Consider the following 14,752-nt stretch of genomic DNA (forward strand, 5'->3'; position numbering starts at 1 on the left):
ATTTCCAATTTTGGAGGCAATATAAAGAAAAAAGCCTTATTTAAAGGCTTTTTTAGGCTGTTTACATCCACCCTGAGGGAATCGAACCCCCATCTTAAGAACCGGAATCTTACGTGATATCCATTACACTAAGGGTGGAAACTTGTTTTATTATAACAGAAATTTGCTCTAATAACAAGTTTTTTATGGATGGACTAATCGTCCATTAGTGAGAAGCATCCCCGTTCCAGATAGAGTTTTTCACGATAACATAATCAACGTGCTTGAGGTCAGCAACCTTGCGTCCACCTGCGTAGGAAATGGCACTTTGCAGATCTTGCTCCATCTCAGTAAGGGTGTCTTGCAAATGCCCTTTGGCAGGAAGTAAGATGCGTTTTCCTTCTACATTTTTATATGATCCTTTTTGGTATTGAGAAGCTGAACCATAGTATTCTTTGAACTGTTCGCCATCGACTTCAATCGTCTTTCCTGGACTTTCGATATGCCCTGCAAATAGGGAACCAATCATGACCATGCTAGCACCGAAACGGATAGACTTGGCAATATCACCATGAGTACGAATCCCACCATCAGCAATAATCGGTTTGCGAGCAGCTTTTGCACACCAGCGAAGAGCAGCCAATTGCCAGCCACCTGTACCAAAACCTGTTTTCACCTTGGTGATACAAACCTTCCCAGGACCGATTCCAACCTTAGTAGCATCCGCACCAGCATTTTCCAATTCACGAACAGCTTCTGGTGTCCCAACGTTACCAGCAATGACAAAAGTATCTGGCAATTCTTTCTTGATGTGTTGGATCATAGAAATCACGCTATCGGCATGACCATGAGCAATGTCAATCGTGATATACTCAGGAGCATCAGCCTTGAGCTGGCTAACAAAGTCATACTCGTAATCCTTAACACCAACAGAAATGGAAGCAATGAGCCCTTGATCGTGCATGCGTTTGATAAAAGGAATGCGCCCCGCCTCATCAAAACGATGCATAATATAGAAGTAGCCACCTTTAGCAAGCTGCTCTGCAACATCCTCATCCAAAATCGTCTGCATGTTGGCTGGTACAACAGGTAGTTTGAAAGTGTGATTTCCAAGTGTGACACTCGTATCTGCTTCTGCACGGCTTTTAATCACACATTTGTTTGGGATTAACTGAATATCTTCGTAATCAAAAATTGGAAATTCATTTAACATATCGATGTCTCGTTTCTTTTGTAATGACCTACCTATGCTTGCGCATCCCTACGTCTTTTCCGACGTTTCCTTAATTTATTATAAACCAAAGTACAGTTTTTGTCAAATGATTTCAATTATAAAACAATAACGTTCGGTTTTTGTTTGTTTGGATATAAAAAGTGAGGAGATTAGTTTCTACCCACATCTTTAGTAATATTCCTTTTAAAAGTTTCTTCGGAGCTTTCCATCATTTCACAAAATTCACGATATGATGAAGAGTTCAGAGGAATTTGGATAGACCATTTCTTTAATAAGGCTCCGTACCCTGCTAGCTTTCCTATCTCATTATCAACAACCTTTTCCTTGCTCGGGAAAATAAGACCAGCTTTCTCAACTTTTAAAATATAAGAATAGGAGATCAGTTGGAACAAGTCCTCACGGTTGATCCCTTTTTCAGTATCTTCAAGCTTTTTATATTTAGCATCTAATACTATTTTAAGTTCTTTTTGATAAAAATCTGGATATACTTTTCGTTTTCCAACAGAAAATACTGGAATACCACCTAGCTTTTCTTTATTCCGTGGATGGATAAAATCTTTTGGCAACAAGGTATAAACATACTCTTCCCAAAGCCAGGAAACATCAAAGAGAATTCCATGGATTTTTTGCTCTTGATATCCTAACCCATGCTTCTCTCTATTTAGGATCATCAGGCAAAGCTCTTGCAACTTTCTGTACTCTCTGAAGTAGGCATGTCGGATGGGTTTGATTTTATTCATTCTGATAATCTTGGCACGATTAGTGAGTTTATAAGACGGAGTTACACGAGTAATTTCTGTCATATTTTCACGATTACTATCGAGCAGAACTCCGAAACTTTTCTGATTCTTTATGTACTCAATCGTATGTCGAATCAACTGCATGAGTGGATTATCATAGGTAAATTCCCTAGTTGTATAGGCAATATTTCCCATAAAAGGGAGATTTTTTTTCAGATGATTTCCAACATCTAGTACACCCTTTACATGACTATCGTTATGGAAAAATCGCTGGTATTCCTTATAAAGACCTTTTCGGAGAGCAGCTTGCAGATATTTGGGAAAGAGGTAAATCAAAAGCTGATAGAGTTTATCCTCTGGAGATAGACCAACATCCAAACTAGTCAGATTGATATTGAGAACCTTTTGTAAAAGATAATGCAAAAAATGGTCGTTACTTTCATCAGAAAAACGAGAGGAAATCGTTAATCTTTCCTGACCATATCCAAGAAAACCAATTACATTTCCTGTCTTGATTTCCTGATTAACTGTTTCAAAAATCTTTTGGTCCTTGTCTAAATCAGGAGAATATTGCAAGTCATTTGGAAATATAAAGATACGGTCCTCTCGAGAAAGGTTATCTAGTGTTCTATCAAGAAGTGCTTGACTAAGGTTGGGATATTCTGCGGCAAAGTCTTCTTTAGCAATTCTATGCTGATTATCAGTTATCCGCATCATTATCACCAGTATCTTGCTGACCAGTTTGATCATTATTTGTCAGTTCAAATGCTTTTTTCAATGTATCCAGAGTTTCAGCCTCCTCATAAGAGCCTCGTAGGTAATCTTCCAAAAGCGGTTTAAGGTAATCAGACCAGAGTAATTCATAGTCAAAATCTACATACTTCAACTTAAGGAAATAACTTGGTCCGATATGATAATGACTGTTTAGTTCCTGAACGTTTTCGATAGCAGCATTCAAGCTTCTTAGACGATTTTTAGCTTCCTCAGCATGTTCACCTAGTTTCTTATCTAGGATATAAAGTTGTCTTTCAGCCGTAACTTCAACAAAGCGGAAACGACGACGCATAGCAAAATCAAAAGTATCCACTGAGCGGTCAATATCATTCATGGTTCCTATAATATAGACATTCTCAGGAATATAAAACTTGTCATCACTTTCGTGTAGATTGGCATATTGGGTAGATACACTTCCCTTTTCACCACGATAGCCAGGATCGATAGAGAAAAAGAGTTCCCCAAAAATCTTAGAAATCTCACCACGGTTGATTTCATCGATGATGAAAACGAATTTCTTGTCTGTGTTGATCTCTGTTGGAGAGATATAGTCTTTCAGACCAAATCTTTTCTTTAAAGTTTCAAGGACTTTTTTTCCTTCACTCTTATAATACTTTTGTTTGTCATAATTCGGATTTTTATAAAGTTCGTATACATAATTTCTAGATAAACTCCATCCTGATGTTCCCTTATCATAATTAACGGATAGGTTTTGTCTACTATTTACTGACAGGTAAGAACCCTTTGTTAAATACTCTTTTTCATCCGAATTATTTATATAGGCTAGGTAAGAATCCCAAGCTTCCTCAAAATTATCTTGTCCTCCAGTTTTCTGAGCTTCTTTAGCCTTCTGACAAAATTGCTTAAAAATACCATCTTGTAATTTAAACTCAATAGCTCCATCCCCATTTGACACTGGCCTCAACCCCTCTACAAAGTCAGTATAATCATAGGATGGATGAAACTGTACAAAGCCGATTTGGTCTTCGTTTCCATCTGTTAATTCTGCAGCTATTTCTTTAGCAAGATAAGTTTTCCCAGTACCAGGTGCCCCACGGAGAATGAGATTTTTGGATTGTAATAAGATATTACTCAAGGGATGATGGATATTATTTTGTTCAGACATTTCTTTCTCTCCCTGCTTATTATCACTGTCTATACAATCTTTTGAATATTCAAATAAAACACTACCCAAAATTGAGGATTCTAGTTCAGGATAGGTTTTAGAAAATAGTTTACAAATCTCATGATTCTGACGATAGGGCCCTCCTTGATTACTTTGAGGAATCAACCTATTCCAAAATTCATTCTGACTATTCATATTTACTCCTAAAAAAGAATGGTTCTCAGAATAAATACAAAGTAGTTTTGTCACCACAGCAGAACGACCAATAAATTCATTTGTTGACTTTTTCATATCAAATATAGGATTGTCAAAATCAAGTTTACTACCGATTTGAATAATCTGATACAGATCTCTTTTTAGTTTATTAAAACGTTGCTCCAATTCAGATACAGGAATGATTTTATTAGCTTGATTTTTATAGCTTTGTGTATCCTCATTCCAATAAATACCAAATTTTGAAGCTGAGCCACCAGAAATTCCAAGAAATAGATTTTTGTATTTTCCCTTCTCAAGAGCGTAACACAAAGACTTATTTTGCTGTCCCTTTCCTATTACATATTCATCGATAGACATGGTTAAAATTCTATCAAGTGGCCATTCTTTAAGAAATTCTTCACGTAATTTTTCATTGTGAATACTATATTTAAATGCATCTTCTCTTAATCTTATTTTATTTTCTTGGTACCAAGCATAAAAATCATCCAAACTCACTTTTCTTTTCAGCATCAATCGTACTCCTTTTATAATAATGTTCGAATAAAAAACTATATATTTCATATATAGAATATCATATCCTATAGAAAAAGGAAAGAATTTCTAAAGAAAAAGCCTAGTGTAGAGACTTTATTTTCTCATACTACTAGACTTCTTTTTTATCCTAATAATACTCTCCTTGACGATAATCCCATGAGTTAAAGGTATCTGACAGGTGCATCATGATTTTATCAATGTCAAGTCCTTTACGAATCACAACTGGGGCTGGTGAGATTGAACGGTCTCCTCCTTGTTCTGGGATGAGATTGCCGTCTTTATCAACCATAGATACCATCACACCTTGCTCGTAGCGAGTCTCAATCGTTTTGTCAGGTTGGATGGATGCCACATAGTCGTCTGCTTCGATGACAAGGTCCACTGCTCCTTCGATACGTTCTCCGATACCTTCCACCTTACCTCGATTTCCTTTTCCAGATGGGTTAGCTGATGAGGCGTAGACCATTTTACCTTCTTCCCAAAGTTTAGCAGCCAACTGTTCACCAGCTTTACCAAACTTGATGACAAAACAGCTAGTACCACGCACGTCAGTCATAAGTTCTTCACGGCCATCACCGTATGCTTTGAGTTTTTCAAAAGCTTCTGGTTTCCAAGGAAGGATACAACCGAGGAGAATGTCTTCGTCCCAATGTTTTTGGTAGAAGGCTTCAATTTCTGGGTTAAGTTGTGCTAAAGCGCGAAGCTCGTCCATGCTACCGCAGAGAACGACACCTGGTTTGTTACGGTTACGTTCTTTGGCTGCAAACTTGCGTTCAAGTCCTGCCTTGTCGCTGGTCATGATAATGTAACCAACTTTTGTAGGGCAAACAATACATCCGCCCTCACCTTTTAAAATGTCATAGCCTTCTTGTGAAAGTGTTCCGTTCCATTGAATGTGTTTTGTCATAGTTCTATATTTCCTTTTCTATTTTTCTAATCCTGCCAGTAGGCTGGACGTTGTTTTTCATAGGCAGCAATCAAATCTTCATACTGCAAAGTAATACCGATATCATCCAAACCATTTAAGAGCTTGTGTTTCCACTCGCTATCTATTTCGAAAGTGAATTCTCCAACTGGTGAGATGATTTTCTGTTGTTCCAAGTCCACAGTTACCTGGTCAGTCGGTTTGAGCTGGGCTAGTTTCTCTCTAACCTCTCTGGGCTGAACAATGGGCAACATGCTATTATTGAGTTCATTATTGTAATGAATGTCCCCGAAAGATCCTGCAATCACGACCTTAAAACCATAGTCAGCTAGAGCCCAAGCTGCGTGTTCCCTCGAAGACCCCGCACCAAAGTTATCCCCCGAGATGAGAATACTAGCTTTACGATATTCAGGTCGGTTAAAAACAAAATCTGGATCCTCAGTGTAGTTATCGTCCAGATAACGCCAAGCATACATAAGGTACTTACCAAAGCCTTTTTTATCAATCAACTTGAGAAACTGCTTGGGGAGGATTTGGTCGGTGTCGATGTTATCATTCATGAGAGGAACGGTCGTTCCCGTATAAACTGTAAATTTCTCCATATCCTCTCCTTACTGGGCCTCTGGCATTTGCCGAACATCTACGAAGCGCCCTGCGATAGCTGCCGCAGCTGCCATAGCTGGACTGCAAAGATGGGTTTTAGCACCAAATCCTTGTCTGTCTTCAAAGTTGCGGTTGCTGGTTGACGCGCAATGCACGCCATCAGGGACCTTGTCGGGATTCATCCCTAGGCACATAGAGCAACCTGGGTCTCGCCACTCAAAGCCAGCATCTAAGAAGACCTTATCCAAGCCCAACTTTTCTGCAGCTCGTTTGACAGGACGAGAGCCTGGAACTACGATAGCCGTTAAATTGGGAGCTATTTTCTTCCCTTTGACAAATCGAGCAGCCAGTTGCAAATCACTTAGTCGAGCATTGGTACATGAACCAATAAAGATATAGCCTAGCTCAATATCTGCCGGCTTTTGACCAGGCTCCAAGTTCATGTAATTGTAGGCTCGCTCATCATTCATATCCTTAATTTCTGGGAAGCTACTGTCAAAGTCAACGCCCATAGCAGGATTGGTTCCCCAGGTCACCATGGGAGCCAAGTCAGAGACATTCATCTGGATAACCTTATCATAGACAGCATCCTCATCACTGATAAGTATCTTCCAGTCTGTAACAGCTTCCTCAAAATCTTTTGGAACACACTCTCGGCCCTTAAGATAGTCATAGGTAGTCTGATCTGGATTCATGATTCCCATCTTAGAACCAAACTCGATGGACATATTGCAGATAGTCATTCTCTCTTCCATGGTTAGAGCATCAATCGCTTGCCCACGATATTCTACCACATAGCCAACACCACAAGCAACGCCGTACTTGGCAATCAAGGCGAGAATGTAATCCTTAGAATAAACTCCTTTTTGAGGAACACCAATGAATTCTACCAGCATTTTCTTGGGTTTAACTTGCCAGAGTGTCTGGGTAGCAAAGACATGCTCGACTTCACTGGTCCCAATCCCAAAGGCAATCGCTCCAAAAGCTCCGTGAGTGGCTGTATGGCTATCACCACAGACGATGAATTTCCCTGGTTGGGTCCGTCCTGTCTCTGGACCAACCATGTGAACGATCCCTTGTTTTTCAGAACCGTGGGCAGCATGTTCAATCCCAAACTCCTCAACATTTTCAGCAAGCTTATCAATTTGCGCCTTGGAAATGACATCTCGTATATCGTAGATATTAACTGTTGGGACATTGTGGTCAAAGGTTCCAAATGTCAAGTCTGGTCGTCTCAATCTGCGCCCCGCATCTCGTAATCCTTGAAAAGCTTGGGGACTGGTCACTTCATGAATATAGTGCTGATCCACGTACATGAGTTGGGGCTGCCCTTCTTCTCCTGTGATGACATGGCGGTCCCATAATTTATCAAAAATCGATTTTCCTGCCATCCATTACCTCCAAATAAAATATAAGGCTACTAGTGTGGTTACCATCCCGAGAAACCAAACTGTTTTAAAATACCATTTTCTAGTCTTGTGGTGAAAGGTGATTCCTGCCAACCAGGCACCAAAACCACCACAAGTAAGGGCTAAAATGAGTAAGATTTTCTCTGGGATGCGCCAAGCACCTCTCCTTGCCTTAGATTTGTCAATGCCATAAATCAAGAAAATCAGCAAATTCCAAATCAAGAGGGCAAGAGTCATTCCTTCATTTATCTTCATAGTCTAGCGTTTATGGCTTCTGTCATTTCCTTAGTCGAAGCCTGTCCTCCAATATCTCTTGTTAAAATGCCAGCCGCTAAACTAGCTTCAACAGCACGCTCGATACACTCTGCATCCTCATAACGTCCAAAGCTATCTCTCAACATCATGGCCACTGATAAAATCATGGAGATAGGATTTGCAATTCCTTGACCTGCAATATCAGGAGCTGAACCGTGAATGGGCTCATAGAGACTTAGTCCATTTTCAGAATGACTAGCTGATGGCATGACTCCAAGCGTACCAGATAGAACGCTTGATTCATCAGATAAGATATCTCCGAAAAGATTCTCCGTCACGATGACATCAAACTTAGCAGGATTGGTAATCATAAGCATGGCAGCTGAGTCCACCAATTGGTGTTCCAAGGTAACATCTGGGAAATCCTGCGCAACTTCCTCAGCTACTCTGCGCCAGAGTTTTGATGTCGCTAGAACATTTTGCTTATCGATACTAGTAACGATTTTTCTGCGATTTCTTGCGATTTCAAATGCCTTGCGAATAATCCGCTCTACTTCCTCATAGCTATAGTCGTTGATATCACGCGCTTTGCGCTCGTCAAGGATATGCTCCCCAAAGTAAATCCCACCTGTCAACTCACGCACCACGACAAAGTCTACACCAGCAATTCGTTCTGGTTTGAGTGGTGATAAATGCTTGATACTATCAAAGATTTTTACAGGTCGAATATTAGCATAGAGATTGAGTTCCTTACGAAGAGCTAGCAAGCCTTGTTCAGGGCGAACCGCTGCCCCATCATACTGGGGACTACCGATAGCCGCAAGGAGAATAGCATCTGCTTCTCTACATGACTTGAGGGTTTCATCAGGTAAGGGATGCCCAGCAGCATCAATACCTGCACCTCCAAAGGGGCATCTGTCTATCTCATAGTCAAAACCTGTTTTTGAAGCTAGAGCTTCCAGAACCGCTAAACCAGCTTCCATGATTTCTGGACCGATTCCATCCCCTGCTAGTGCTACTATTTTCTTTGTCATAGCCTTCTCCTTTACACACTAGGCATGTCTCGGTAGGAAACGCTATGCCCCATCTCACCTGCATTCTCTTTTTGAACAAAGGTATTAGCATTGATATAAGCAATAGCCGAAGCCTTTAACACATCAAAATCGAGTCCTGCTGCATTAAAGATGGTTTCGGTATCTCTGTTTTCAACAGTGACCAAAACCCGAGCTTGGGCATCGATTCCATCTGTTACCGCATCGATGGTATAGGACACCAAGCGGACAGATTGGTTAAAGAACTTATCGATAGCGTTAAAGATCGCTTCAACGGAACCTTGCCCTGTCGCATTGAATTCGACTTTCTCACCATCCATATTGGCCAGGCTAACGAGCGCTTCAATGTCATTGTCTGCATGGGTTTGAAGTTGCAAATCATCAAAGTGGAAGCCTTCTGGATTTTCAACCATGGTTCCAGCTACCAGAGCTCGAATATCTGCATCTGTGATTTCTTGTTTCTTGTCAGCCAGTGCCTTGAACTTAGCGAAGAGTGGTTTGATATCCTCTTCTGTAAAGTCTAGAGCCAATTCTCTTAGTTTCTCAACAAAGGCATGGCGACCAGACAATTTACCAAGTGGAAGGCTATTACTCTTGACACCGACCAATTCAGGTGTGATGATCTCATAAGTGAGAGGATTTTTAAGGACTCCATCTTGGTGAATACCAGATTCATGAGAGAAGGCATTGCCACCAACGACAGCCTTGTTTTTAGGAACTGGAATACCAGAAAAGCGAGAAACCATTTCAGACGTATTCATTGTTTCATCCAAAACAATATCACTAGTTGCTTGGAAGAGATCCTCACGAATCTTCAAAGCAACAGCTACTTCTTCAAGAGCAACATTACCTGCGCGTTCACCGATACCATTAATAGTTCCCTGGACACGTCCAGCACCGTGTTTAATTGCTGTCAAAGTATTTGCAGTTGCCATACCGAGATCATCGTGACAGTGAACACCAAAGACAACTTTGTGATCTGATTTAATATTTTCAGTCAAGTAATCAAAGATACGTGCAAACTCTTCTGGAGTCGTAAAACCAACTGTGTCAGGGATATTGATATAAGATGCACCTGCATCGACCGCTGTTTGAACGACTTGCAAGAGGAAATCCAACTCTGTTCTAGTCGCATCTTCAGGAGAGAATTCGACGATTTCAAACTTAGAACGTGCATAAGAAACATGTTCCTTGATAGCTTCTAAAATCTCTTCCTTGCTCTTATTGAGCTTATACTTGCGGTGAATCGGACTGGTAGCGATAAAGACATGAATTTGAGGATATTTGGCATCCTTAAGAGCCTCATAACAAGCATCAATATCAGATTTTACAGAACGAGCTAATCCTGTCACTGCTGTTTTTTTCATGGCTTTAGCAATTTCTTGAACAGCTATAAATGAATCTGGACTAGCAGCCGGAAAACCAGCTTCAATTACAGAAATTCCCCATTTCTCCAGCTGTCTTGCAATGGAAACTTTTTCCTTTATTGAGAAGTTAACACCAGGTGTTTGTTCCCCATCACGAAGGCTTGTATCAAAAAATTCAACTTTACGCATAAGATTTCCCCTTTTCCAAATGTGGTTTTAAAAAAACATCTCGCTTAGAAGCCCAAGCGAGATGTTGATTTACTCCCGCTTGGTAAGCCAAACAGGACTAATGCTTTTGCACTAGCCCGAGTACCTCAACAACAAAGCAAATTGATTAAACTTAGCTGTTTTCATGTTTGACTTTCTCCTTCGTTTGATATCTTGTTTAGTATTTTAGCATAGCCAAAAACACTTGTCAAGAAAAAATCCATTATTTTCTGAAAATTTCTTCAGTAAAGAATATTTTGCTAATTGAAAGTATTTGAAAACTCAAGTGGATTTCCTTATTTTTTCACAGTCAAATTCCAACTTCTTTCGATGAGTTCTAACACTTCTTCATCTTGCAAACTATCATCAAGCGCCAGACTAATCCAGTAGCGTTTGTTCATATGAAAGGCTGGATAAATGCCCTTTTGTGAAAGCAAATCAGCTACTTGGTCATGTTTGAGGTTGACTGCTTCCACTAGCTCTTCTCTCCCCTTATCTAGCCTATCCCAAGGAATTCTCATTAAAACAGCATACCACTTTTGATTGCCTTCATGGCGCAATACAGCAGTATCAGGTGATTTTTCCCACAGATACTCCAATTGATTGCCATACTTTTCCTGAACTTGAGCCATGATACGCTTAGTCTGAGGACAGATAAAATCCTGCACATCAAAACAAGCCTTCCGAATCTGGTAGAGAATCTCCAAACAAGCCTCACGGACACTTCCTACAAAACTTCCCCGCATACTTTCCATATGTACTTGAGGATAGAGGTCACCCGTTTCCTGGTCAAAGACCTGAAAACTCACATTATCAGGAGTGATGGAAACTGTCATGACAAAGTCACCCTGCAAAATCTGGCAACTGTAAGTCCAGACTTCCTCATTTTCTACAAAACCATAGTCTCCGGCCTTTTCTTTATTAAACTGATAGGATTTAAAAATTTCAAACATAAGTGAAAACTGCTACCAAAAGCTAGCAGTTCCTTTCTATTTTTTAAAAGACAACCTTAGTTCCATGCAATTGTGTCACGCCCAGCTGGTCGATAAAGGTTTGACGGTTGTCAAGGTCAATCCCTCCACCTGGTAGAATTTCAATTTTACCTTTAGCATGTTCTAAAATTCTTTGATAGTGAGCGAAACGTTTCTCTAGCGAGTCCCCAGAAACTCCAGCACGGGTCAGGATACGGGTGACACCGGCTTGGCTGAGCCAGTCAATGGCTTCCAACTGGTCTTCATCACTCAATTCATCAAAGGCCATGTGAAAGACAATTTCCATTCCTTTAGATGCGGCAATCAGCTTCTCCAGATTAGCCTTATCCAATTTTTTATCAGCAGTTAAAGCCCCAAATACAACCCCTTGACTTCCAGCCTGCGCAGTCAAACGAATGTCTTCTAACATAATCGCTATTTCAAGATCATTATAGACAAAGTCGCCACCACGGGGACGAATCATGGTCATAATGGTCGTATCGTAGTTAGCTGCCAGTTCAACAGCTGCCTTGGTCACTCCATAACTAGGTGTTGTTCCACCAACTGCTAGATTGTCACAGAGTTCGATTCGACGAGCTCCAGCCTGCATCGCTTTCTCAAGCAAGGCCACATTTTCAGCACAAAATTCGTAAATCATTTGATTCTCCTTGATATTTTCTTTGAATTTATTATATCATATTATTTTAAATATGCTTTCATTTTTATCAAGGCAAATACCTACTATTTTTATCTATTCTTTGTCAGGAATGACTTTAAAGAGATAGTAGGTGATAAAGATAGTCAAGGCTCCCAGACCGATTTTGACTGGCAAAAGAGGGGCAAAATAAATAGAAATCCCCATCAAGATATAGATAGATACGATGATTTTTTTCTTTCGTTCTCGCGCTATTGACTTGGTTTCCCGAAAGTCAGCTACATAGGTCTGATAAAGCTTTGTATGATAAAGCCAGCCTTCAAAACGCTTAGAAGATTTTGAAAAGCAAGCGATCGCTAACAAAAGAAAGGGAGTTGTTGGCAAAAGTGGTAGGACAACTCCAATGACAGCTAAAGCCAGTGAAATAAAGCCAATACTGAGGTAAATGAGACGCATGATTTCTCCTAGATAAATTACTCTTCCTCTAGTTTCGCATACAAGGGGGAAATTTGTCAAGCATCAACAAAAAAAGAGCCTGAAATTCATTTTCAGGACTCTGCATTCTATTTAATTTTTTCCTCTTCGTAGTCGCCATTACTACATACAACCTGCTTACCACCACCACGGACCTTTTTCTCCACAAGGAAGTGTCCGCATTTTGGACAATCACGTCCAATTGGTTTGTCCCAGGAAGTAAATTCACATTCTGGGTAACGATTGCAACCATAGAAGATACGATTACGCTTGGTTTTGCGTTCGATGATTTGTCCTTGATGACAGCTTGGACACTCGACACCAATCTCCTTAACAATCGCTTGTGTGTGACGGCAGTCTGGGAAATTGCTACAAGCATAGAATTTACCAAAACGACCGAGCTTAATCACCATCGGACTGCCACAAACTTCACAGTCAAATCCAGCTGGCTCATCCTTGATCTGGATTTTTTCCATTTCAGCTTCAGCCTTGGCCACTTCTTTGGAGAATGGTTTGTAAAAGGCGTCAATAACACGTTGCCACTGCTCTTTTCCAACCTCGACATCATCCAGTTTTCCTTCCATTTCAGCTGTGAAGGTCACGTTTACGATATCTGGGAAATATTCAACGATGAGTTTGTTAACAATTTCTCCCAACTCTGTTGGTTCAAAACGTTTGGCTGCTAGACGAACGTAGTAACGTTTCTGGATGGTTTCAATGGTCGGAGCGTAGGTTGATGGACGTCCAACCCCATTTTCCTCCAAAGTCTTGATAAGCGTCGCTTCTGAATAGCGAGCAGGTGGTTGGGTGAAATGTTGTTCTGGCTTGCTATTGACTTGTTTGACCACATCTCCAACAGCCATGTCTGGTAACATCTTATTCTTGTCAGAATCATTATAAATAGCAAGATAACCATCAAACTTAACCTGACTACCATTGGCAGCAAATTGGACCCCATTTTGAGACAATTTAACAGCCATGGTATCAAAGATAGCTCCCGTCATCTGGCTGGCCACAAAACGGTTCCAGATAAGGGTATAGAGCTTGAGCTGGTCTTTATCCAAGTACTTAGCGATGCTTTCTGGTGTATTAAAGACACTAGATGGACGAATAGCTTCGTGGGCATCTTGAGCACTTGAGGCATTCTTGACCTTGCTACCATGCTTGGAATACTTGCTACCAAAACGGTCGTTAATGTAGCTTGCCGCTTCGTTCTGAGCCACAGGACTGATACGAGTCGAGTCTGTACGCATATAGGTAATCAAACCTTGCACGCCTGATCCGATATTGATCCCTTCATAGAGCTGTTGGGCCACCATCATAGTCTTTCGAGTACGGAAATTGATTTTGTTAGCCGCATCCATCTGCATGGTTGAAGTCGTATACGGTAGGGGCGCATTGCGTTTGCGTTCTTTCTTATCTACCTGGTCAACTGTGAAATCTTTACTAGTCAAATGGGACAAGACTTCTTTAACTTCTTCGTTGGTGGTCAATTTCATCTTTTTGCCATTCATACCATAGAATGAAGCCTGAAATTGTTTGGTTCCCTTCTTAAAAACACCATCAATTGTCCAGTATTCTTCCGGTTGGAAGGCATTGATTTCATTTTCACGGTCAATGATGAGCTTAAGGGCAACCGACTGCACGCGTCCTGCTGATAAGCCCTTCTTGACCTTTTTCCACAAAATTGGCGAAATCGAATACCCCACCAAGCGGTCCAAGACACGACGAGCTTGTTGGGCGTTGACCAAGTCCATGTCAATCTTGCGCGGTTCTTTAAAGGCATTTTTTACCGCGTCCTTGGTGATTTCATTAAAGACTACACGGTTGGCATCATTCTCATCCAAGTTGAGAATGTGAGCCAAATGCCAGGAAATTGCTTCTCCTTCTCGGTCCGGGTCACTCGCCAGAAAGACTTTATTGGCCTTTTTGGCTTCTTTTTTCAAGTCATTGATGAGAGGACCTTTTCCACGGATATTGATATACTGCGGTTCATAGTTATTTTCAATGTCGACTGACATACTGGATTTTTTCAAATCACGGATATGCCCGACACTGGCTAGAACCTTGTAGTTTCTGCCTAAATATTTCTCAATCGTTTTCGCCTTGGCAGGCGACTCCACGATGACTAGATTTTTTTTAACTGTTGATTTTTTCTTCTTTGTTGCCGTAGCCACACTATCACACCTTTTCAAAGTAATAAACTTTATAAAGTGTAAACCATTTTTCTA

General features: G+C 40.7%; 13 protein-coding genes and 1 tRNA gene. All 14 read right to left on the reverse strand.

Translation table 11 applies throughout. The features are described from left to right. Nucleotides 1-66 precede the first annotated feature (66 nt). Nucleotides 67-138: transfer RNA gene (locus K1I53_RS02170), tRNA-Arg, on the reverse strand. Between the two features lie 67 nt (nucleotides 139-205). Then, nucleotides 206-1,192, reverse strand: a complete 987-nt coding sequence (locus K1I53_RS02175; protein WP_223327982.1) for a GMP reductase — start codon at nucleotides 1,190-1,192, stop codon at nucleotides 206-208. Nucleotides 1,193-1,362: 170 nt separating this feature from the next. Further along, nucleotides 1,363-2,667: an McrC family protein gene (locus tag K1I53_RS02180; RefSeq protein ID WP_223328424.1), complete on the reverse strand. Its 1,305-nt coding sequence runs from the start codon at nucleotides 2,665-2,667 to the stop codon at nucleotides 1,363-1,365. Beyond that, entirely contained in the window at nucleotides 2,654-4,579 is a 1,926-nt protein-coding gene (locus tag K1I53_RS02185) for an McrB family protein (RefSeq protein ID WP_223327984.1), read from the reverse strand. Before K1I53_RS02185 ends, K1I53_RS02180 begins: the two co-directional genes overlap by 14 nt. A gap of 151 nt (nucleotides 4,580-4,730) precedes the next feature. Beyond that, nucleotides 4,731-5,510 carry an L-threonylcarbamoyladenylate synthase gene (locus tag K1I53_RS02190; protein ID WP_223327986.1) on the reverse strand — a complete coding sequence of 260 codons (780 nt, stop codon included), beginning with the start codon at nucleotides 5,508-5,510 and terminating at the stop codon, nucleotides 4,731-4,733. Nucleotides 5,511-5,536: 26 nt separating this feature from the next. After that, nucleotides 5,537-6,130, reverse strand: coding sequence for a 3-isopropylmalate dehydratase small subunit (gene leuD, locus K1I53_RS02195; protein ID WP_223327989.1), 594 nt, complete (start codon nucleotides 6,128-6,130; stop codon nucleotides 5,537-5,539). Between the two features lie 9 nt (nucleotides 6,131-6,139). Further along, nucleotides 6,140-7,522, reverse strand: a complete 1,383-nt coding sequence (leuC, locus tag K1I53_RS02200) for a 3-isopropylmalate dehydratase large subunit (protein ID WP_223327990.1) — start codon at nucleotides 7,520-7,522, stop codon at nucleotides 6,140-6,142. Nucleotides 7,523-7,525: 3 nt separating this feature from the next. After that, a complete protein-coding gene (locus tag K1I53_RS02205; RefSeq protein ID WP_223327992.1) occupies nucleotides 7,526-7,795 on the reverse strand; it encodes a DUF1294 domain-containing protein in 270 nt (89 codons plus the stop codon). Beyond that, a complete protein-coding gene (gene leuB / locus K1I53_RS02210) occupies nucleotides 7,792-8,829 on the reverse strand; it encodes a 3-isopropylmalate dehydrogenase (RefSeq protein WP_223327993.1) in 1,038 nt (345 codons plus the stop codon). The genes K1I53_RS02205 and leuB overlap by 4 nt, the downstream gene beginning before the upstream one ends. 11 nt (nucleotides 8,830-8,840) lie before the next feature. Beyond that, nucleotides 8,841-10,403, reverse strand: a complete 1,563-nt coding sequence (locus tag K1I53_RS02215) for a 2-isopropylmalate synthase (RefSeq protein WP_223327999.1) — start codon at nucleotides 10,401-10,403, stop codon at nucleotides 8,841-8,843. 314 nt (nucleotides 10,404-10,717) lie between these two features. After that, a complete protein-coding gene (locus tag K1I53_RS02220; protein WP_223328001.1) occupies nucleotides 10,718-11,374 on the reverse strand; it encodes an MmcQ/YjbR family DNA-binding protein in 657 nt (218 codons plus the stop codon). 43 nt (nucleotides 11,375-11,417) lie between these two features. Further along, nucleotides 11,418-12,050 (reverse strand): copper homeostasis protein CutC, encoded by a 633-nt coding sequence (locus K1I53_RS02225; protein ID WP_223328003.1) that lies wholly within the window; start codon nucleotides 12,048-12,050, stop codon nucleotides 11,418-11,420. 93 nt (nucleotides 12,051-12,143) lie between these two features. Continuing rightward, a complete protein-coding gene (locus tag K1I53_RS02230) occupies nucleotides 12,144-12,503 on the reverse strand; it encodes a YbaN family protein (protein WP_223328005.1) in 360 nt (119 codons plus the stop codon). Nucleotides 12,504-12,610: 107 nt separating this feature from the next. Next, nucleotides 12,611-14,698 (reverse strand): type I DNA topoisomerase, encoded by a 2,088-nt coding sequence (gene topA, locus K1I53_RS02235; RefSeq protein ID WP_223328008.1) that lies wholly within the window; start codon nucleotides 14,696-14,698, stop codon nucleotides 12,611-12,613. Nucleotides 14,699-14,752 lie beyond the last annotated feature (54 nt).

The organism is Streptococcus oralis (assembly GCF_019929365.1).
In the GTDB taxonomy this organism is placed as follows: Bacteria; Bacillota; Bacilli; order Lactobacillales; family Streptococcaceae; genus Streptococcus; species Streptococcus oralis_BT.